Origin of the sequence: Serratia sp. M24T3 (assembly GCF_000257645.1) — a bacterium.
GTDB lineage: Bacteria > Pseudomonadota > Gammaproteobacteria > Enterobacterales > Enterobacteriaceae > Rouxiella.
This window is the reverse complement of the sequence record NZ_AJHJ01000040.1, coordinates 18,869-39,550: the sequence shown is the minus strand read 5'-3', so window position 1 is coordinate 39,550 and position 20,682 is coordinate 18,869. Positions and strand designations below refer to the sequence as shown.

14 protein-coding genes, 2 pseudogenes and 1 riboswitch are annotated in these 20,682 nt (G+C 53.0%); of the genes and pseudogenes, 8 read left to right on the top strand and 8 right to left on the bottom strand.

Features of this window, described 5'->3' with window-relative positions; genetic code table 11:
* Positions 1–142 precede the first annotated feature (142 nt).
* A complete protein-coding gene (locus SPM24T3_RS21060; RefSeq protein ID WP_009638852.1) occupies positions 143–859 on the bottom strand; it encodes a DUF3053 domain-containing protein in 717 nt (238 codons plus the stop codon).
* 344 nt (positions 860–1,203) lie between these two features.
* Positions 1,204–1,306: riboswitch (guanidine-I (ykkC/yxkD leader) on the top strand.
* A gap of 68 nt (positions 1,307–1,374) precedes the next feature.
* Here SPM24T3_RS21060 and SPM24T3_RS21055 point away from each other — a divergent pair.
* From SPM24T3_RS21055 to SPM24T3_RS21025, 7 genes and pseudogenes are all read left to right on the top strand, one after another.
* Positions 1,375–2,439: a putative urea ABC transporter substrate-binding protein gene (locus tag SPM24T3_RS21055; RefSeq protein ID WP_009638851.1), complete on the top strand. Its 1,065-nt coding sequence runs from the start codon at positions 1,375–1,377 to the stop codon at positions 2,437–2,439.
* Positions 2,440–2,473: 34 nt separating this feature from the next.
* Entirely contained in the window at positions 2,474–3,286 is an 813-nt protein-coding gene (locus tag SPM24T3_RS21050; protein ID WP_009638850.1) for an ABC transporter permease, read from the top strand.
* A 19-nt stretch (positions 3,287–3,305) separates the two neighbouring features.
* Positions 3,306–4,100 carry an ABC transporter ATP-binding protein gene (locus tag SPM24T3_RS21045; RefSeq protein WP_009638849.1) on the top strand — a complete coding sequence of 265 codons (795 nt, stop codon included), beginning with the start codon at positions 3,306–3,308 and terminating at the stop codon, positions 4,098–4,100.
* Positions 4,101–4,125: 25 nt separating this feature from the next.
* Entirely contained in the window at positions 4,126–4,863 is a 738-nt protein-coding gene (locus SPM24T3_RS21040) for an urea amidolyase associated protein UAAP1 (protein WP_009638848.1), read from the top strand.
* A complete protein-coding gene (locus SPM24T3_RS21035) occupies positions 4,860–5,495 on the top strand; it encodes an urea amidolyase associated protein UAAP2 (RefSeq protein ID WP_009638847.1) in 636 nt (211 codons plus the stop codon). The genes SPM24T3_RS21040 and SPM24T3_RS21035 overlap by 4 nt, the downstream gene beginning before the upstream one ends.
* Positions 5,496–5,591: 96 nt before the next feature.
* Positions 5,592–9,188: an urea carboxylase gene (gene uca / locus SPM24T3_RS21030; protein WP_009638846.1), complete on the top strand. Its 3,597-nt coding sequence runs from the start codon at positions 5,592–5,594 to the stop codon at positions 9,186–9,188.
* Positions 9,189–9,322: 134 nt separating this feature from the next.
* A pseudogene (locus SPM24T3_RS21025) lies at positions 9,323–10,222 on the top strand (Kdo hydroxylase family protein).
* Here the strand turns inward: SPM24T3_RS21025 and SPM24T3_RS21020 are convergent.
* Positions 10,214–10,891, bottom strand: coding sequence for a DJ-1/PfpI family protein (locus tag SPM24T3_RS21020; protein WP_009638844.1), 678 nt, complete (start codon positions 10,889–10,891; stop codon positions 10,214–10,216). The pseudogene SPM24T3_RS21025 and the gene SPM24T3_RS21020 overlap by 9 nt on opposite strands.
* Positions 10,892–10,996: 105 nt before the next feature.
* Here SPM24T3_RS21020 and SPM24T3_RS21015 point away from each other — a divergent pair, with 105 nt between their 5' ends.
* Positions 10,997–11,947, top strand: a complete 951-nt coding sequence (locus SPM24T3_RS21015) for a GlxA family transcriptional regulator (protein WP_009638843.1) — start codon at positions 10,997–10,999, stop codon at positions 11,945–11,947.
* On the opposite strand, the gene SPM24T3_RS21010 is transcribed toward SPM24T3_RS21015, so the two are convergent.
* From SPM24T3_RS21010 to fliR, 6 genes and pseudogenes are all read right to left on the bottom strand, one after another.
* Entirely contained in the window at positions 11,944–13,134 is a 1,191-nt protein-coding gene (locus SPM24T3_RS21010) for a PLP-dependent aspartate aminotransferase family protein (RefSeq protein WP_009638842.1), read from the bottom strand. The genes SPM24T3_RS21015 and SPM24T3_RS21010 overlap by 4 nt on opposite strands.
* Positions 13,135–13,587: 453 nt before the next feature.
* The gene (gene glyS / locus SPM24T3_RS21005) at positions 13,588–15,657 is read right to left on the bottom strand and encodes a glycine--tRNA ligase subunit beta (protein WP_009638841.1); all 2,070 of its coding nucleotides are present in this window, start codon (positions 15,655–15,657) and stop codon (positions 13,588–13,590) included.
* A 9-nt stretch (positions 15,658–15,666) separates the two neighbouring features.
* The gene (glyQ, locus tag SPM24T3_RS21000) at positions 15,667–16,581 is read right to left on the bottom strand and encodes a glycine--tRNA ligase subunit alpha (RefSeq protein WP_009638840.1); all 915 of its coding nucleotides are present in this window, start codon (positions 16,579–16,581) and stop codon (positions 15,667–15,669) included.
* Between the two features lie 106 nt (positions 16,582–16,687).
* Positions 16,688–18,772, bottom strand: a complete 2,085-nt coding sequence (locus tag SPM24T3_RS20995) for a flagellar biosynthesis protein FlhA (protein WP_037379354.1) — start codon at positions 18,770–18,772, stop codon at positions 16,688–16,690.
* Positions 18,769–19,904, bottom strand: a pseudogene (gene flhB, locus SPM24T3_RS20990) (flagellar biosynthesis protein FlhB). Before flhB ends, SPM24T3_RS20995 begins: the two are co-directional and overlap by 4 nt.
* The gene (gene fliR, locus SPM24T3_RS20985; protein ID WP_009638837.1) at positions 19,891–20,682 is read right to left on the bottom strand and encodes a flagellar biosynthetic protein FliR; all 792 of its coding nucleotides are present in this window, start codon (positions 20,680–20,682) and stop codon (positions 19,891–19,893) included. Before fliR ends, flhB begins: the two are co-directional and overlap by 14 nt.

Here is a 20,682-nt window from a genome sequence, read left to right as displayed (position 1 = left end):
AGATGACATAAAAACTAAAGGATTACGTCACTGGCTGGCATCACTAAATTGTGAACTTTTATTAATCCTGCTGATTTTCTTGACAAAAAAGCCACGTAACAGAACGTGGCTTTCCAATAAAATCTATCTATTCAGTAAGTTATTAAAAATTACCGGCAATGATTTTTTGTGCATCCACCAGCGACTGTTGCTTACCAAGCAGGCCCGTCATCAGAGCATTGTACTGTGCAACCTGCTGCTGAGTCGGCAACTGGACCGAACCGTTGGCAAAGGCCACCTGGGTTCCTTGCTGGGAAAGGAAATCACCAACCGCTGCAATATCCTGGGTGAAGCCTGCCAGAGCCGGAACCACCGGAAGCAGCGCGTTAGCCGGTTGAGTCACGTCTTGCGCATAGACTTTGCTGTAAACGGCTTTCAGATCGTCAGGTTGTTTAAGCGCGGCCTGAGCCGTGTCGGCAGTGGCCTTGGCGGTCTGAATTTGCTGCGTCACGCTGTTAAGTGAACCCGCGGCCTGCTGCAATGCGCCTTTCTGCTGCAAGTAGTCCTGCGGAACGTGGATCTGCGCGATAGTGTTAACCGCAGGAGCCAATCCTTCGTTGATGGACTGCTTCAACTGACGTGAGAAGTTTAAAATGATGGTGTAATCGTTGGCGTAATTACCAAATTTCTGTCGCTGATCTTCACTCAATGTAGGCAGATTCTGCCCGCTGCGCATCACGGTATTTTGCAGATAGTCGATGAAGGCTTTCCTTTGCTCTGGCTCTTTATCGCCACAGGCGGTGAGTTGAAAAACCACGAGTAATGCAACTACAGGCGCCAGCCAGCGCGCGAAGGTCCTGCTCCTGATCCCTACAGCCATTTCCAGACTCCTGATTCAATATTCTTATTAATTACTGACATCCCAGCTTAGTAGGATAGAACATCCTGTGGCCTTAGGATACAGCAAAGAAGCGACTGCTCCGCGCCAGTGCAGGTTGCACAAATACGGTGAAGCCTGCCTAAAAAACATCCGCAAATTATCGCATCCATTTCATCGAGGCTAAACGTTCACAGAGACTAAAAACCCTTTACTACTTTGTATTGTAATGATTATTACCTGATTTTTTTGTGATTTATTCATGATTTAAGGAGATCTGGCAAGAATCTTGCCTGTATTTATCCAGCAGGAGCGATAGCGGGAAACCGGTGTCGCCATACAATTTGAAATAAGGTCACTAGGGTTCCGGTCTGCAATACGCAGATGGCTGGTCCGAGAGTGACCGACCGCCCTCTGGCGGTTACACGGCGGGATAAAAGCCCGGGAGGCCAAAGCGAGAACCATTCTCGCCGCCGACCTCCTGCACTTTACCCGTGGTCAACGTCAGAGGAAATGTCATGATTAAAGCTTGCCAACGCCTGCTGCTCTGCGCTTTATGCTTTGCTGCCCTTCTCAGCCAGCCCGTTCTGGCCGCTACCCAACCTACGTTTAAAATCGCCTGGTCTATTTACGCCGGATGGATGCCGTGGGACTTTGCCCAACAAAGTGGGATCCTCAAGAAATGGGCCGATAAGTACGGCATCAAAATTCAGTTCGTACAGGTCAACGACTACATCGAATCGGTGAATCAGTACACTTCTGGCGGATTTGACGGCTGCACCATGACCAACATGGACGCCCTGACTATTCCGGCAACCGGTGGCGTAGACAGCACCGCGCTGATTGTTGGTGATTACTCCAACGGCAACGACGGCATCATGCTTAAAGGCGGCGGTGATGTTAAATCACTGAAAGGTCAGTCAATTAATCTGGTTCAGCTTTCAGTCTCAGAATATCTGCTGGCCCGCGCGCTGGAGAAATCCGGCATGAGCGAAAAAGATATCACTGTAGTGAATACCGCCGATGCCGATCTGGTCGCCGCTTTCGGTACTCCGGCAGTAAAATCCATCGTTACCTGGAACCCGCTGCTGGCTGAAGCTAAAAAGCAGCCAGACAGCCACGAAATATTCTCTTCTGCACAAATTCCCGGTGAAATCCTCGACCTGTTGGTGGTCAACGGCAAAACCCTGAAAGCTCACCCCGAGCTGGGCAAAGCGCTGACCGGTGCCTGGTATGAAACGCTGAACGCCATGAAAGGTAATGGCCCGGATGCCGTTAAGGCGCGCACCTATATGGCGCACGAATCGGGCACTGACCTTAAAGGTTTCGACGAGCAGATCGCCGACACCTACCTCTTTGGCACACCCAGGCAAACCCTGGATTTCATTGACGGTCCACAAATCAAAACCACCATGCAGTCGGTAGCCGAATTCTCTTTCGCGCACGGCCTGCTTGGCGAAGGCGCGCCTGATGCCACGACCGTTGGTATCACAACGCCTGCGGGTAACTGGGGCAATCCGGCTAACCAGAAACTGCATTTCACCGATGAATTTGTGAAGCTCGCCGCGGCTAACAAACTGTAATCGCCAGACCACGATCGTTAAAGGAGAGCATTCGATGCGCAAAATGATCAACTACCAACCCCAACGCCTGTCACGCAGCCTGCTAGGGTTGCTGCCCCTGCTGCTGCTGGTATTGGTGTATCTGATGGCGTCGGATGCTCGTCTGTCGGTCAATGCTTTCGACAAGCTGCTTCCAAGCTTTAGTTCAATGGGCGATGCACTTTACCGCGTCGCCTTCGAGCCTGACCCGCGCACCGGCCAATATCTGCTGTGGGCCGACACTTACGCCAGCCTGATTCGCCTGCTCAGTGGCATCTTGATCAGCGCTTTTCTCGGGTTGGCGCTGGGCATTTTCTGCGGCGCGTTGCCTGCTGTACGTTCGCTTATCTCTCCGCTGGTGACGCTGTTCGCCCTTATTCCTCCACTGGCAGTGCTGCCAATCCTGTTCATTATGTTCGGGTTGGGGGAGCTGTCGAAAGTGGTGCTGATTGCCGTTGGCGTGACGCCGTTTATCGCCCGCGATTTACAGCAGCACGTGCAATCGATCCCACAGGAACAGCTAATCAAGGCACAAACTCTCAGCGCCCACAGCGGGCAAATCCTGTGGCGTATTATTTTGCCACAGCTGATGCCGCGCCTGCTCGACGCCGTGCGCCTCTCCTTAGGCTCTGCGTGGCTTTTCCTGATCGCCGCAGAAGCAATCGCCGCCACCGAAGGCCTGGGCTATCGCATCTTCCTGATGCGCCGTTATCTGGCGATGGACGTCATTCTGCCCTACGTCGCCTGGATTACCCTGCTGGCCTTTGCCCTGGATGCCCTGCTGCGCCTGATTAGCCGCCGCTGCTGGCCGTGGTATTACGTTAAATGAGCTTAAAACGGAGCACGCTATGAGCTTACTGAGTATGCGCAATCTGGAAAAACACTACGGCAATCAGGTGGTGCTGGAACGGGTCAATGCCGAGGTGCAGGAAGGCGAGTTTGTGTCGATCGTTGGGGCATCTGGCTGTGGGAAAACCACTTTTTTGAAGATGATGCTTGGCACAGAAAGTCCTAGCAAAGGCGAACTTTTGCTCGACGGCAAACCCATCCCACAAGAGCCGGGCGAGGATCGCGGTGTGGTGTTTCAGCGCTATTCGGTGTTTCCACACCTGACAGCGCTGCAAAACGTGATGCTCGGAGAGGAGTTTGTGCAGGCGCGCTGGTTAGGCCGGGTGTGGGGCAGCAAGCGGCGGGCGATTGCCGAACGTGCAACCGAGATGCTTGCACAGGTTGGGCTGGGACACGCACTGGATAAGTATCCGCACCAGCTTTCTGGCGGCATGCAGCAGCGTTTGGCGCTAGCACAGGCTCTGACCAAGAAACCACGCATTTTGCTGCTCGACGAACCTTTTGGCGCGCTGGACCCAGGTATCCGAAAAGACATGCACCAGTTGATTACCACCTTGTGGCAAGAGCATCAGTTGACAATTTTTATGATTACTCACGACCTGAAAGAGGGGTTTTCACTCGGCTCGCGCCTGTGGGTGTTCGACAAAATTCGCCACGATCCACAGGCTCCCGACGCTTGGGGCGCGAGCATAACCTATGACATCCCCTTAGACCGACAGGCCGCCGCAGGCCCCTCGGCCTTGACCCAACAGCAAATTAGCGAGCGTGTTTATTCCACCGCGCGCGTGGCTTGACCCCTTATCAAGAGAGGAAAATATGATGAACGAATCCAGCGACAGCTTATATCAGACCCTGCTCCCCGGCGGGTCACACTGGTCAATGCGGGTTAAAGCAGGATCGGCGCTACGCCTGACCGACGTCGAAGGCAACGCCAATCTTGGCATGCTTTTTTACAATCCAGAAAACCTGCTTGAAAGATATAACGCGCCCGACACTCTTAAATGTCAGCACACCTTCAGACTCACCGCAGGCCATTGCCTGTATTCCGACATGGGACGTATCTTTTGCGGCATTGAACAGGACACTTTTGGCTGGCACGACACCGTCTGTGGCACGATGAACGCCTGCTTGGCCGAACAGCGTTTTGGCGCTTTGAACTATCAGCAAGCCCGCAACGAGCGTCATCAAAATGGCTACGACAGCTTTTTAGTCGAACTGGCGAAATACGGGCTAGGCAAAAGAGATATGGCCGCCTGCGTCAACTGGTTTTCCAAAGTCACAGTCGATGATGAGGGCAATCTTGCGCTGGATGCTCGTCCAAAGCCAACCGCCAGCATCACGCTGCGTTTCGCCATGGATACGCTGGTGATTATGCATACTTGCCCGCATCCATTAACTGAATCAGACAGTTATCCCCGCGCAGCGGTCACCGTTGAGTTGCTCGCCAATACTGCGCCGCTGCCGGCACACTGTCTGAGCCAAGAGGAAAACCGTCGCGGCAATGCCAATAATGCCCTCTATCGCCACACCGCCTGCTGCCAGGAGGCACAACGATGATCCAGACCAGTTCACGCCTTATTAAAGATGCAGTTTACCGCGCGCAGGTTGGTGCCGGTGATTACTGGCTGCATCGCATCGGAGCCGGGCAAACACTGCGTATCGTCGACAGCGAGGGGAATCAGGCTGCCGATACGCTGTTTTTCAACGCCGATGATATTGGCGAACGCTACAGCATGACCGATACCCTGCGCGGGCAAAAAAATGTGTTTCTGACCGCTGGAACCGTGCTGCGCTCCAATGATGATCGTCCAATGCTGGAGATTGTCGCCGACACCTGCGGCCGCCATGACACGCTGGGCGGGGCTTGCTCCACCGAAAGCAACACCGTGCGTTACTCGCTGGAAAAGCGCCATATGCACGCCTGCCGTGACAGTTGGATGCTGGCGATTGCCGCACATCCGCAGTATGGCCTCTCCAAACAAGATATTACCCATAATATCAACTTTTTCATGAACGTACCGGTAACCGCGCAGGGCGGATTGACTTTTGCCGACGGGCTTTCTGCACCGGGGAAATACGTCGAGTTGGTGGCGAAAATGAACATTTTGGTGCTGATCTCCAACTGTCCGCAGCTTAACAATCCTTGCAATGGCTATAATCCGACGCCGATTGAAGTCGCCGTCTGGTAAATCCAACCCGCTAAACGCGTGCTTCGGGACGACCCGCAGAATGTCACGCAAAAACTCAGCAGGACGACCTGCGCGACGAAGCATAGAGAGTCCACCATGTTTACATGCGTTTTGATTGCCAATCGCGGCGCCATTGCGGTGCGCATCATCCGTACCTTGAAACAGATGGGCGTGCGCGCCGTGGCGGTTTACGCCGAAGCCGACAGGCATTCGCTGCACGTTCGTCAGGCCGATGAGGCCTTCTGTCTGGGTGATGGCAGTGTGCGCGAAACCTATCTCGATCAGGACAAATTATTCGCTATCGCCAAGCAGTGCGGTGCCGAAGCTATTCACCCCGGTTATGGATTTCTTTCGGAGAATGCCAGCTTCGTTGAGCGCTGCCGCCAGCAGGAAGTCATTTTTCTCGGCCCGACGCCGCAGCAGATGGCGGCCTTTGGTCTCAAGCACAGCGCGCGGCAGCTGGCGCAGGATAATCAAGTGCCGCTACTGCCGGGCAGCGGTTTGCTGCGAGATCTCGAGCAGGCGTTGGTTTCTGCCAGGGAAATCGGTTATCCGGTAATGCTGAAAAGCACTGCGGGCGGAGGCGGTATCGGCATGCAGCGTTGCGATGACGCAGAGATCCTCAGCGAAGCATTCACTCGCGTAAAACGTCTTGCGGGCAATAATTTCGCCGACGATGGCGTTTTTTTAGAAAAATTCGTCGCTGATGCACGCCATATCGAGGTACAAATTTTTGGTGACGGCGAAGGCAACGTGATTGCCCTGGGCGAGAGAGACTGCTCGGCCCAGCGGCGTAATCAGAAAGTGATTGAAGAAACTCCGGCACCAAACCTGCCCCAGCCGATACGCGAGGCGCTGGCGCAAACTGCCGTACGTCTCGGCAAAGCGGTAAACTATCGCAGCGCAGGCACAGTGGAATATGTTTACGATGTCAGCAGCGAGCAGTTTTATTTTCTTGAAGTTAACACCCGATTGCAGGTCGAGCACGGCGTAACCGAGATGGTCTACGGCGTCGATATTGTCAGTTGGATGGTGCAACTTGGGGCCGGATGTTTACCGCCACTTTCGTCGCTGGCAGTGAGTGCTCCGCAGGGTCATGCGATTCAAGTGCGACTCTATGCCGAAGATCCGGCCAAACAGTTCCAGCCTTGCGCCGGTCTGCTGAGTCATGTCAGTTTCCCTTTGGCCCCTGCAGATGCCGAGCTGCGCATCGATAGCTGGATAGACAGCGGCAGTGAGGTTTCGCCTTTCTACGATCCCATGCTGGCAAAAGTCATTATTCACGCCGCCAATCGACATCAGGCGCTGAATGCGCTGAGCCAGACTTTACGAAACACCTCGCTGTACGGCATTGAAACCAATTTGGATTATCTGCGCCATCTGCTCAATCAACCGGCTGTGCGCGAGGGAAAAGTTATCACCGCAACGCTGGGATGTGTTACGTATCAGCCCGCGACCTTGGACGTGATCGCGCCGGGCACGCTGACCAGCATTCAGGATGCCACCGGCCGCCGCGGCTATTGGCACGTCGGCGTCCCGCCATCTGGCCCGTTCGACAGCCGTTCCTTCCGTCTTGGCAATCGCCTGCTTGGCAACGATGAACAGGCTGCCGGATTGGAAATTACCTTGCGCGGCCCGACACTGCGTTTTAATCAGGACTGCGCGATCGTCATTAGTGGCGCGACAATAGATGTCCGTCTTGATAATCAACCGCTGCCGATGTGGCAAGTCTGTAATGTGTCGGCGGGTCAAACCCTGAGCCTTGGGCAGATAGACGGTGAAGGCTGCCGAAGCTATTTACTGTTGGCGGGCGGCATCGATTGCCCAGAGTACCTCGGCAGCCGCAGCACTTTCACCTTAGGGAAATTTGGCGGACATGCAGGCCGACAATTGCGCAGCGGTGACGTGTTGCATCTTGTGGCTCCCGTCGCAAGGGCCGAGCAGAGCCTGCCGGCATCGCTGTTGCCAGAGTGGCAAGAGGTGCGCGCCCTGCGGGTCATTTATGGCCCGCAGGGCGCGCCGAAATTTTTCACCGAGCAAGATATCGAGCAATTTTTCGAAGCTGTCTGGCAGGTACATTATAATTCCAGCCGCACTGGTATCCGTTTGATCGGCCCTAAACCTGAATGGGCGCGCAGCGACGGCGGTGAAGCAGGAATGCATCCTTCGAATATTCACGACAATGCCTATGCCTTTGGCACTGTCGATTTCACTGGCGATATGCCGGTAATTCTCGGCCCCGACGGGCCTTCGCTCGGCGGTTTTGTCTGCCCCGCTACGGTTATCAATGCGGACCTGTGGATGCTCGGGCAGCTCAAGTCAGGTGACAAGATCCGTTTTGTACCGGTTTCACTGCAAGATGCCGACCAACTGTCTCGCGAAGCTGAGTTGGAACTCTCAACGCTGCATTCCCAGCCGCAGGCTGGGATCGCGACAATTTTGCAAAATCCAGTTCTGTGGCAGCGTGCGCAGCAAGGCGCGCTGCCGTCAGTGGCTTATCTCGCCGCAGGCGATCGATTTATTTTGGTGGAATACGGCGATCCGATCCTGGATATCGCCCTTCGTTTTCGTGCCCACGCGCTGATGCAATGGCTGGAAAATCATCCATTACCGGGCATGCAGGAACTCACGCCGGGAATTCGATCGCTGCAAATTCATTTCGACAGCTTGCTGTGTCCGCGCGAGCAATTAATCGCCCATTTGCAGCAAGCAGAAGCTTCACTGGGCGATTTACAACAGGCCGAAGTGCCATCGCGCACCGTGTGGCTGCCGCTAAGCTGGGACGACGACGCCTGCCGCGAGGCAATCGAAAAATATACCCAGTCCGTGCGGCCCGGCGCGCCGTGGTGCCCGAGTAATATCGAATTTATCCGTCGAATTAATGGCTTGAGCAGCATTGAGCAGGTCAAAGACACGGTCTTCAACGCCCGTTATCTGGTCATGGGGCTGGGTGATGTTTATCTGGGCGCGCCCGTTGCCACGCCGTTGGACCCGCGCCATCGCCTGGTGACCACCAAGTACAATCCAGCTCGCACCTGGACGGCAGAAAACTCGGTCGGCATCGGCGGCGCTTACCTGTGTGTCTATGGTATGGAAGGCCCGGGAGGATATCAGTTTGTGGGCCGAACGCTGCAAATGTGGAACCGCGACCGCCAGACATCGGCCTTTGTAAAACCGTGGCTACTGCGTTTCTTCGACCAAATCCGTTTTTATCCGGTTAGCGCCGACCAGCTGAAAACTATTCGTTCAGCCTTCCCCTACGGCAATTATCCGTTGCGCGTCGAGGAGGGGACATTCCGCCTCGACCAGTATCAGCAGGATCTTGCGGCGCAGGCACAGGAAATAGAGGCGTTTTCGCAACAGCGCCAACGGGCGTTTGATCAAGAGCTGGCGCGCTGGCGGGCGGAGGGTCAATTTACCTACGACAGCAGCTTGCAGCCTTCTTCAACGGAGGATGAGCTGGCAATACCCGCAGGTTGTTACGGTGTAGATAGCCAGGTTGCAGGCAGTGTCTGGCAATGGCTGATTAAACCCGGCGATAAAGTGACGCAGGGCCAAACGCTGGGAATACTCGAATCCATGAAGATGGAGATCCCGATTTCTGCCCCTGTCAGCGGCACGGTGAAGAGCCTGTCTCGCCAACCGGGCGGGCAGGTGCAGGCTGGCCAGACACTGTTGATTATCGAGGAATAAAACCGCACCGCTCACACTGAGTGAGCGGTATTTTAGGATTTTTTCCACTATGTCGCCGCTCTTATGGTGTATTGATTGTTGTCTAACTATGTTTAAATAACTCTCATTAACATTTACGCTGCGAGTTAGGGAAAATGGCCGAACATAATTTAATAGAACCACAGACTGTTGTTTCTTATCCAAACAGTGACTGGAGAGGAAGCTCAGCTGCCGCATCCGCAGCTGTAAATGAGCTGGAACAGGGGAAAGTTTTATTTTTCCCCCATCTGGCATTCTCTCTCACCCCTGATCAGCAGAAATTGCTAGATCCTGCCTTGGTTGATCCGAAAAGAAAAAATATCAGCTATGACGCAGGTAGCCACCAGATCAAAGGAGTCGCCAGTGCGGATAAAGAACCGGAGATCAGAAAACTGCTGGAAGATTTTTACCAGTCTTCTCTCGGATTAATCGAGACGGTACTGCCAGAATATCAGGCAGTTTTACGCAAGCCGGTCAATAGCTTACGTTTGCATCCGGTCAGCGAATGGACTAATAACAGTTCATGGCGCAAAGACGATACCCGTTTGCACGTTGATGCCTTCCCTTCACGACCGAACTATGGCGAACGCATCCTGCGTATTTTTACTAACATCAATCCAAACGGTGAAGATCGCGTATGGCGCATCGGTGAACCTTTCCCACAGCTGGCAGCACGTTATTTACCACAGCTGGACGGTTTTTCGCCATTCAAAAGCTGGTTGCAGCATAAATTGCATATCACCAAAACGCCGCGCAGCCATTACGATCATTTAATGCTACAGATGCACGACAAGATGAAGTCCGATGCCGATTATCAGAAAAACGGCCAACAGATAACTCAGCGTTTCCCGCCGGGCAGTACCTGGATTTGTTTCTCTGATCAGACTCCGCACGCGGCAATGGGCGGCCAGTTTATGCTCGAGCAAACCTTCCTGTAGTCGGTAAAAGATATGCACAATCCGGAGGCTGCGCCGCTGAGCACCCTGCAACGGCTGACCAGCAAGCAGCTAGTGTAGGCTGATGGCGCGGATTATCTGGCGGCGCTGCTCGCGTTGCGTCGCCATCCTGCTGGTTAACTGCTCAACAATTTTAACCGGTGCTACGTCCGGATGCCCTGCGTTGAAGCTCGGCGCGGGCGCATATTCCAACCCCAGCTGAATTCTCTGCGCGGCGTCCTCGTCCTCAAGCTCTGCGACCAGCGTTAAAGCAAAATCAATCCCCGCCGTCACGCCGCCGCCGCTGATAAACTTGCCGTCGCGCACCACCCGTTCTGATACCGGGATCGCCCCAAACCACGCCAAAGTATCCAAATACATCCAATGACAGGCGGAACGTTTTCCTTGCAGCAATCCGGCAGCGGCAAGAATTAACGAACCGGTACAAACTGAAGTGATATAAGTTGCTTTGCTCGCCAGCCTTTGAATTTGCGCGATAAAATCCGTGTTTTGCATTGCATCGGTACAGCCACCGCCGCCAGGAACACACAGCACGTCGCAATCTACAATTTCATCAAGCGACGCCAGCTCGGCAAAATGCAGCCCTTCCGATTCAACACTTTCGCCATGCAACGAGGCCGCTATCAGTCGCGCATTCGAGAGTCGCGCAAGAACCTGCCATGGGCCAGTAAAATCGAGCTGAGTTACGCCGGGATAAAGCGGAAAAACGATAGTTAATGGTTTATTCATCACAAACTCCTGCAAGTTAGGGTGTTATCTTCAGAATACCTGCATTAAAATTGACGCAAAGGTCATATTTCCCTCATATCACGCCACATTATTAGGGTGCCCGTTATGAAGCAGCTTGGATTTATCGTCTTCCCGGATTTCAACTTACTGGATTTTGCCGGGCCGCTGACCGCCTTTGATACCGTGTCGCGGGATTTGCCCACGCCGCTTTATCAGTGCCACACTTTGTCAGTGAACGGAGGATTAATTTCCAGCACGCCGGGCGTTGAGGTGATGACTCGGCCGCTCGACAATAGTCACGACTACGACACGATTGTTATTTCCGGTGGCCGCGGTATTGCCGAGGCGATGAGCAGTGAACCGTTGCTGGATTTCCTGCGTTATCAGCACAGTCTGGGGCGGCGAGTCACCAGCGTCTGCTCGGGGGCATTTATTCTTGCCGCTACCGGCCTGCTCGACCACAAGCGTGCTACGACTCATTGGTCTAAGGCACAGCGTTTGCAGCAGATTTTTCCGGCCATCAAGGTCGATCAGGATAAGATTTTCATACAGCAGGGCCGGCTTTGGACTTCGGCAGGCATAACCGCAGGGATCGATTTGGCTCTGGCGATGATTGAGATAGATCATGGCGCAGAGGTTGCCGCCAGAACTGCGAGGCAATTAGTCGTTTATCAACGCCGCGCCGGTGGTCAGTCACAGTTTTCCGTGCTGCAAGAATTGGACCCCGCGTCTGACCGCATCCGCCTTGCTTTGAGCTATGCCCGCGAGCATCTGGCTCAGCCGTTGTCGGTCAGTGATCTTGCCGACGCCGCCTGCCTAAGCCTACGCCAGTTTGGGCGGCTTTTTCGCAGCGAAACCGGCCAGACACCGGCCAAGATTATTGAGCAACTGCGTGTTGAAGCGGCGCGAGAACGTATAGAAAGCGGCCACGGCACATTGGAAACTATTGCGCGGCAGGTCGGATTTATCGATCCGGAACGAATGCGCCGCGCCTTTATTCGCCTGACGGGTCAGCCGCCGCAGGGGATACGACGGCTGGCACAGCAAGGAAGTTAGAGCCCTTCCAGCGCCTGTTTGAAGTCGGCAATCAGGTCTTCAGTATCTTCGATGCCGATACTGATCCTCACTAGTCCATCGGTAATACCACTTTCCAGACGGATTTTTTCCGAAACTGCGCTGTGAGTGGTAGTCGCCGGATGGCAGGCCAGCGAATCGGTGTCACCGAGCGAAACCGCCTGAGTCACCAGATTAAGATGATCGAGGAAGTGACGCGCCGCTGCTTTGCCACCTTTCAGTTCCACCGCCATAATCCCACCGAACAGCCTCATTTGCTGGCGTGCTACTTCATGACCCGCGTGAGTGACCAAACCCGGATAAAACACCGCCGCAATCGCCGGATGCTCGTCAAGGTATTCGGCAATTTTTTGTGCACTGTTGGCGCTGGCTTCGACGCGCAGTGGCAGCGTTTTTAACCCACGAGTCATCAGCGCCGCCTCGAATGGACTAAGGCAGCCGCCAAACTGCTTGAGACAAAGGGTACGAATTGGGTCGATCAGCTCACGACGCCCGGCGACCACACCACCGGTTGCATCGCCGTGACCGCTGATATATTTGGTCGCCGAGTGCAGCACTACGTCGATGCCCAGTTCCAGCGGGCGGGTCAGATAAGGGGTCGCGAAGGTGTTATCAACCACGCTAACCGCTCCAGCTTCACGCGACAGTCTGGCCACTTCCTGCAGCGAAATAATACCCATCACCGGATTAGCTGGCGTTTCTACAAACACCATTTTGGTGTTTGCGGTGAACGCATCTTTCAGCGATTCGAGATCGGCAACAAAAACCGGTTTGATGCCGTAGCGCGGCAGCAGATTGCGGATCACGCCTTCCGTGCCGCCATAAAGCGCGCCGATATGAATAATTTCATCACCGGTTTTCAGCAACGCAAACAGCGTAGCGCTAACCGCTGCCATTCCGCTGGCGCAGGCTACGGCTGATTCCGCATTTTCCAGCACCGCCATTCTTTCTTCAAACGCCGTCACTGTTGGATTGCCAAAGCGGCTATACATATAACCCGGATCTTCGCCGCTGAATCGACGAGCGCCGCTGTCGAAATCGCCGTAAGAGAAGGAAGACGTCGCCGTAATCGGTGTGGTTATCGCTCCGCTCTGCGCGTCAGGCCGCTGACCACCGTGCACCGCGAGAGTACGCATGCCGAGAGAGGAATGATTGACTGGCTTTATCATAAGGCGTTCCTGGTTATAAAATATGAATATTCAATTTTATGTTAGCAGGTAATAAGGCCATCAATAAGTGCCGCAGCTCTTATATGCCAAACGAATATCATAAATAACTTTATCTGCAGAAGTGATAGAAATCCGTACGGCTAAATGAATGAAAAAATTAAAAAGACCATGATATACGCCAAACTTCTTTTACATCGTTTTCCTGTTCAAAGTTATTGCCGGACTACTGACTTATACGGGAGAAATAAAAACTAATTTCAAGCCAGAGGATATATTTACTTTCATCAGCAGGTTTATATTTTTTATAACTCTTGTTTAGAAAACATTATATTGGAACTGCGTGGATTACTTTACCGTGAAAAAAACCGGCTCGGGCGCGGGGCCGGAACCGGTTTTCACTTATTTATTCAACATTCAGCTATTCGACTTTAGCTATGCGACTTTCGCACACGATTACTGCAAGACTGAAATATCCGCGACTTGCAGGAACAACTCGCGCAGCTTGCTTAGCAGCGTCAGGCGATTGATACGCACAGCTTCGTCTTCGGCCATCACCATCACACCATCGAAGAAGGCGTCAACCGGCTCGCGCAGAGCAGCCAATTCAACCAGCGCTTCCTGATACTGGCCGGCAGCGAACAGCGGCTCCAGCTTGTCGCGCAGCACCACCAGATGAGTTGCCAGCTTAACTTCAGCAGCTTCTTTCAATACCGATGCGTGAACCTGGTCATACAGTGCCTCTGTAGACTTAGCCAGAATGTTGGATACGCGCTTGTTTGCGGCAGCAAGCGTAGCGGCTTCATCCAGAGTTCGGAAGTAGGTCACGGCTTTAACGCGAGCGTCGAAATCGGCCGGCTTGGTCGGACGACGCGCCAGCACCGCCTGAATAGTGTCAACCGCGTGGCCTTCTTCCTGATACCAGGCGCGGAAACGACCGAGCATGAAATCAACCACATCATCGACCACTTTTTCGTTGGTCAGCTTGTCGCCGTACAAACGCACAGCTTCTTCAGTCAGGGTTTGCAGATCCAGCGGCAGGTTCTTCTCTACGATGATGCGCAGCACGCCCAGCGCAGCACGACGCAGCGCAAACGGGTCTTTGTCGCCTTTTGGATGCTGACCGATGCCGAAGATACCGGCCAGGGTGTCCATCTTGTCGGCGATTGCCAAGGCACAGGCCACCAGCGATTCTGGCAGCTGATCGCCGGCAAAGCGCGGCTGATACTGTTCGTTCAACGCAACAGCAACTTCTTCAGCTTCGCCGTCGTGACGCGCATAGTGCATGCCCATCACGCCCTGCGTGTCGGTGAACTCGAAGACCATGTTGGTCATCAGATCACATTTTGACAGCAGACCGGCACGTTTGGCGTTTTCGACGTTGGCACCGATTTTGTCGGCGATCCAACCGGTCAAAGCCTGAATACGGTCAGTTTTGTCGCGCAGAGTACCCAGCTGCTTCTGGAACAGCACGGTTTCAAGGCGCGGCAAGTTGTCTTCAAGACGCTTTTTGCGGTCGGTATTAAAGAAGAACTCAGCATCGGCCAGGCGTGGACGTACCACCTTCTCATTACCCGAGATGATCTGCTGCGGGTCTTTTGAATCTACGTTGGCAACGAAGATAAAGTTAGGCAGCAGCTTGCCCGCGGCGTCGTATACCGGGAAATACTTCTGGTCACCCTTCATGGTGTAAACCAGCGCTTCCGCTGGAACGGCCAGGAATTTCTCTTCGAACTTCGCCGTCAATACCACCGGCCATTCAACCAGCGAGGTCACTTCTTCCAGCAGGCTTTCGCTCAAGTCAGCAATACCGCCAATCTCGGCGGCCGCTTTCTCTGCGCCCTGCTTGATTGTGGCTTTACGCTGCTCGTAATCGGCGATCACTTTACCGCGCTCGGCCAGAATTTGCGGATACTGGTCGGCGTTATCAATAGTGAATTCCGGCTCGCCCATAAAACGATGGCCGCGAATAGTGCGCGCAGAGTCGATGCCCAGAATGGTGCCGGGGATCAGTTCATCGCCCAGCAGGATGGTCACGGTGTGAACCGGACGCACAAACTGCACGTCGGAGTCGCCCCAGCGCATCAGTTTTGGAATAGGCAGTTTTTGCAGTGAGGTCGCAATCATTGCAGGCAGCAGCGCCTGCGCGCTCTCACCTTTAACGTGTGCGCGGTACACCAGCCACTCGCCTTTATCGCCAACCAGACGATCGGCTTGATCAACGGTGATCCCGCAGCCGCGCGCCCAACCTTCAGCCGCCTTGGTCGCTTTGCCCTCGGCGTCAAACGCCTGAGCAATCGCCGGTCCACGTTTTTCAACTTCGCGATCGGCCTGCGCCGCGCTGAGATTGGAAACTTTAACCGCCAGACGACGCGGAGCAGCGAACCATTCCACCTTGCCGTGTGCCAGATTGGCAGCAACCAGCTCGGCGGTCAGATTGGCGGCAAAAGATTCGGCAAGGCTACGTAGCGCCTTTGGTGGCAGCTCTTCCGTGCCGATTTCCACCAGAAATGTTTTTTCAGTCATCACTGTTTCTCACTTCTCGTTCTTTTTGCACATCGGGAAGCCCAGCGCCTCGCGGGAAGCGTAATAGGCTTCAGCTACCCCTTTGGTCAGGGTACGGATGCGCAGAATATAGCGCTGACGTTCAGTCACAGAAATCGCTTTACGCGCGTCCAGCAGGTTGAAGCAATGTGCCGCTTTCAAAATGCGTTCGTAAGCAGGCAGAGCCAGCGGTTTTTCCAGCGCCAACAGCTTCTGTGCTTCTTTTTCGTGCTGTTCGAAACTATGGAACAGGAAATCCACGTCGGCGTATTCGAAGTTGTAGGTAGATTGCTCCACTTCGTTCTGATGGAATACATCGCCGTAGGTCGTTTTACCCAGCGGGCCGTCGCTCCAGGTCAGATCGTAAACGCTGTCTACGCCCTGAATGTACATCGCCAGACGCTCGAGACCGTAGGTAATCTCGCCGGTCACCGGCTTACACTCAAGGCCGCCAACCTGTTGGAAATAAGTAAACTGCGTCACTTCCATTCCGTTCAGCCAGACTTCCCAGCCGAGACCCCAGGCGCCCAGGGTCGGGTTTTCCCAGTTGTCTTCAACGAAACGAATGTCGTGGATGGTTGGATCCAGACCCAGCTCTTTCAGCGAGCCGAGGTACAGCTCCTGGATATTTTCCGGTGAAGGTTTGATCATCACCTGGAACTGATAATAGTGCTGCAGGCGGTTAGGGTTTTCACCGTAACGGCCATCGGTAGGACGACGAGAAGGCTGAACGTAGGCGGCAGCAAACGGCTCCGGACCCAGCGCGCGCAGGCTGGTCATCGGGTGGGAAGTTCCCGCGCCGACTTCCATATCCAATGGCTGCACGATAGTACAGCCCTGTTGTGCCCAGTAATCCTGAAGTGTCAGGATCAGGCCCTGAAAGGTCTTGGTATCAAACTTTTGCATGTTGGTTTCGCACGCGAGACAAGTGAGTTTATAAAGAGTCGGACAGTATACCCGCTGCACGGAAGATAATCAGCATCAGATCGGTTAATCAATTTGTTGAAAATGCTTAAGCCAGCGTACCTATCACGCTCAGTGAAGTAGTGTCGGGGACTTCATTATAGGAAAGCACCGCCAGTCCTGCGGCAAAAAGGCTGGCGTAACGCGACAACAAAGGCCGCAGCTGTGGTGTTACCAGCAACACTGGCGGCTTGCCCAGCGCCTTCATCTGCTCATACAGCAAGGGCATATTATTTTGTAACTGCGTCAGGATATTGGGATCGACCGGAAAACCGTCCAGTGGCACTTTCGAGGCTTGAAGTGACTGATTTAATGCCCCCAGCAGGATATTTTCCAACGCGCTGTCGAGGGTATATACCGCTAGTTCGCCGTTTTCCCCATTGATATTATTAACAATTGCATGGCGCAGGGCATAGCGCACATCGGCGACCAGCATAAAGGGATCTTTGGATGTCGCCGAGGTTTCCAGCAACGTTGAAGCAATAGTGACAATATCTTTCAGCGACACCTGCTCGTGCAGCAGTTGGCGATACACTCGCAGCAGCTGGCTGAAATTCAGGCTAGTGTTGAGATCTTCGGCCAACCTCGGCGAAAGCTGTGAAAGGCGATTGCCGAGTAGGGTAATATCGTCATAATTAAACAGCTCGGCCAAACGCTGGCGGGCAATTTTATTGACGTGGGTGGCCACTACGCTGGCACAGTCCACTACCTGATAACCCAGCCCCAACGCCTTGCCTTTGTTTTCCGGCGTTATCCAAGTGACCGCCATGCCATAAGCCGGGTCAATATCTACAATCCCATCAATATCACCGTACATCTCCGGGGTCGGGATAGCCATCAGCCTATCGCCGTGGACTTCCCCTACTCCAATGCGAACCCCGTTGATATATATCGAATATTGCGCCGGCTTCAGTCGAAAATTTTCACGAATACGAATTTCGGGCAGCAGTACGCCGCAGGTTTCAGAAATCACCTGGCGAACGCCGCGGATGCGCTGGGTTAGAGGGCTACCTTGCTGCGAATCGAGCAAAGTCACCAGCTTATAGCCGAGATTCAGTCCGATAGGCTCAACCACAGGGATTGAATCCCAGCCAACCGTCGGGGCACTGTCAGCAGACAGCGACTGGGTAATGGCCTCAATCTCGTCGTCAGGCCGCGCCAGGGCTACTTTTTTTGACTGACGCCACGCCGCAAACGCCAGCAGTGCGGTGAAGCATAAGAATACCAGGTGCGGCATGCCAGGCACGATGGCCAGCACAAACATGACCAGCGCGGCGGTGTAAAGCACGGTGGGTTTCGCTAATAATTGATGCTTGATCTCATCCGTCATGTCCCCGCCGTCGCTGACTCGGGTAACGATAATTGCCGCCGCGGTGGCCAGTAAAAGCGAAGGAATTTGCGAGACCAGTCCGTCACCGATTGTTAGCAACACATACTGCTGAAACGCCTGGCCCGCACCGAGATCGTATTTAAAAATACCAATACAAATGCCGCCAATGACGTTGATTAACAGGATCATGATCCCCGCTACCGCATCGCCACGAATAAACTTCGAAGCCCCGTCCATTGCGCCATAAAAGTCAGCTTCGCTGCTTACTTCTTTTCGGCGAAGTCTGGCCTGCTCCTGATTAATAAGCCCGGCGTTCATATCGGCGTCAATTGCCATCTGCTTGCCCGGCAGTGCATCAAGCGTAAAACGTGCCGAGACCTCGGAAATACGTTCAGCTCCCTTGGTCACCACCACAAAGTTGATGATCATTAGAATCACGAAAACGACGAATCCGACCACGAAATTGCCGCCGATCACAACCTGGCCGAAAGCTTCGATGACTCGCCCCGCGGCACCAACGCCTTCGTGGCCATGCAACAACACAACTCGAGTAGACGCTACATTCAGCGTGAGTCGCATCAAGGTGGTGATTAGCAATACTGTCGGGAAGATAGCGAAATCAAGAGGGCGGCGGCTGTTGACGCTGACCAGCAGCACCAGTACCGAAAGCACAATGTTGAAGGTGAACAGGATGTCCAGCACCAGCGGTGATAGCGGCAAAATCACCATCGCCAGAATGCTGAGTAATAAAACGGGTACGCCTACGTGGCAATTTTTTAGGAACTTTATTATTTGTTTCATCATTTTATTTCGCCAGGAGGAATGAGCGTTTCAGTAGGGATCTCAATACATTTATTCAGCTTCGGTTTCTCAGCCTGACCTGTGCGCCAAGATTTAATTTGCAGCACATAGGACAATACGTGTGCGATTGCCCGATAAAGCTGCGCGGGAATTTGCTGATTAACGTGAGTCGTGTAATAAATAGCCCGCGCCAGAGGGGGAAATTCGACAATTTCGACCTGATGGTTACTCGCCACCTCGCGAATATAAAGAGCAATATCATCCTGCCCTTTCGCCACAATATAGGGTGCTGTAGCGCGATTAGGGTCATATTTAAGCGCCACCGCATAATGAGTTGGGTTGGTAATAATAACGTCTGCCAGCGGTACGGTACGAGTTATTTGCCCGAGAGCTAATTGCCGCTGTAGCTGGCGAATCCGGCCCTTAATCTGCGGATTGCCGTCATTACTTTTAAATTCCTCTTTGACCTCATGCTTGGTCATTTTCATCTTTTTAGTAAACATGAATTTACTGAGAGGAATATCAATCAGGGCAAATAAGGCAATACTGCCGAGCATCTCGAGCATCACATCGTCATAAATTGAAAAGCCGCGCACAATCGCCTCATGTAACCCCAGAGACTGCAGTTGCATAAAGGCCGCCAGAGAACCGGTAATCATTGCGTATAAAATCGCCAGCAACACTGAGCACTTGCCCAGCATCTTGAAAACCTCCATGACGTGACTGCTCGAAAACAGGCGTTTAAATCCGGCAATTGGGCTTATTTTCTTGATATCAGGTTTTATTTTTTCCAGAGAAAATATCCAGCCACCGGGGATTAACGAGGCAATGACGCCAGCAGCGGGGATCGGCAATAAAGTTGCCAGGATTTTGAATAGAATAAGCATGTTACGCAGCATAAATTCACCCATAGCGCCGCTATCATCCTGTCGCCCTGCCATTGCGCCCATGGCAAGAAAAGACTCCTCAATAAGATGTTTGTAATAAGGAAAAAAAACGAGAGTGTAATAAAAGAAGCAATCAATCCTGCTGCCAGAGTGACGTCTTTGGCACGTGGAATATCGCCTTTTTTTCGCGCCTTATTTAACTTTCCCGATGTGGGTTTTTCACTTTTATCTCCACTACCTGACGACATCCTGACCCCTTAATAAATCTAAATGCCGTAAGACTTCGTTGGTTAAATTAAGATAGTGCTCGGGTACATTTGCAACCAGCAGGATTAAACACAGCAGACCAAATAACATACATATTGGAAAACCTAGAGAAAACAGGTTAAGCGCAGGCGAAATTCTATTAAGTAAGCCAAAAACACCCTGTACCGTCAGCATAATAAACGTCGTAGGCAGTGCCATTAACGTCGCCGCTGACATAATCCATCCCAGGCTAAGTGCCAGATTGCGCAATGAAGCAGTATTAATTGCCTCACCCATCGGCCAAAAAGTAAAACCTTTATAGAGAATAGTGATAAATAGCAGATGGCAATCCATGGAAAAAAACAGTAAGGCGCTCATTGCGAAAATAATCTGTGAAATCACCGTTGTCGATGCGCCACTGCTGGGGTCATTCATCACAGCCATGCTTAGCCCCATATTCATCGACAAAATACTTCCCGCAGTCTCCAATGTGACAAACACCATTTGCAACATCATACCGAACAGCAAGCCCCAGAGGATTTGCTCCCCCATTAAGACCAGCGCTTTCATTGAAAACAGTTCACCAATTAACGGAGGGTGATGCAGCATTGGAGTCATCAGAATAGATAAGAGTAATGACGCTACGATTTTAAGTTTTCTGGAAAAGGCTTTCTGATCCAGAATCGGGCAGAAATGTAAAAAGGAAAGGATACGCACAAAAGGCAACCACAGCGCCAGCAGTGGCGAAACCAGCGCATTGATATCGATATCCACCATCAT

Bases quoted from the DNA above. Each gene is read 5' to 3' on its own strand.
- SPM24T3_RS21020 (WP_009638844.1), bottom strand. From the start codon at position 10,891: ATGAATAAACCATTAACTATCGTTTTTCCGCTTTATCCCGGCGTAACT.
- SPM24T3_RS21060 (WP_009638852.1), bottom strand. From the start codon at position 859: ATGGCTGTAGGGATCAGGAGCAGGACCTTCGCGCGCTGGCTGGCGCCT.
- SPM24T3_RS21055 (WP_009638851.1), top strand. From the start codon at position 1,375: ATGATTAAAGCTTGCCAACGCCTGCTGCTCTGCGCTTTATGCTTTGCT.
- SPM24T3_RS21050 (WP_009638850.1), top strand. From the start codon at position 2,474: ATGCGCAAAATGATCAACTACCAACCCCAACGCCTGTCACGCAGCCTG.
- SPM24T3_RS21045 (WP_009638849.1), top strand. From the start codon at position 3,306: ATGAGCTTACTGAGTATGCGCAATCTGGAAAAACACTACGGCAATCAG.
- SPM24T3_RS21040 (WP_009638848.1), top strand. From the start codon at position 4,126: ATGAACGAATCCAGCGACAGCTTATATCAGACCCTGCTCCCCGGCGGG.
- SPM24T3_RS20995 (WP_037379354.1), bottom strand. From the start codon at position 18,772: ATGATGAAACAAATAATAAAGTTCCTAAAAAATTGCCACGTAGGCGTA.
- fliR (WP_009638837.1), bottom strand. From the start codon at position 20,682: ATGATGGTGGATATCGATATCAATGCGCTGGTTTCGCCACTGCTGGCG.
- SPM24T3_RS21010 (WP_009638842.1), bottom strand. From the start codon at position 13,134: ATGATAAAGCCAGTCAATCATTCCTCTCTCGGCATGCGTACTCTCGCG.
- SPM24T3_RS21015 (WP_009638843.1), top strand. From the start codon at position 10,997: ATGAAGCAGCTTGGATTTATCGTCTTCCCGGATTTCAACTTACTGGAT.
- glyS (WP_009638841.1), bottom strand. From the start codon at position 15,657: ATGACTGAAAAAACATTTCTGGTGGAAATCGGCACGGAAGAGCTGCCA.
- glyQ (WP_009638840.1), bottom strand. From the start codon at position 16,581: ATGCAAAAGTTTGATACCAAGACCTTTCAGGGCCTGATCCTGACACTT.
- uca (WP_009638846.1), top strand. From the start codon at position 5,592: ATGTTTACATGCGTTTTGATTGCCAATCGCGGCGCCATTGCGGTGCGC.
- SPM24T3_RS21035 (WP_009638847.1), top strand. From the start codon at position 4,860: ATGATCCAGACCAGTTCACGCCTTATTAAAGATGCAGTTTACCGCGCG.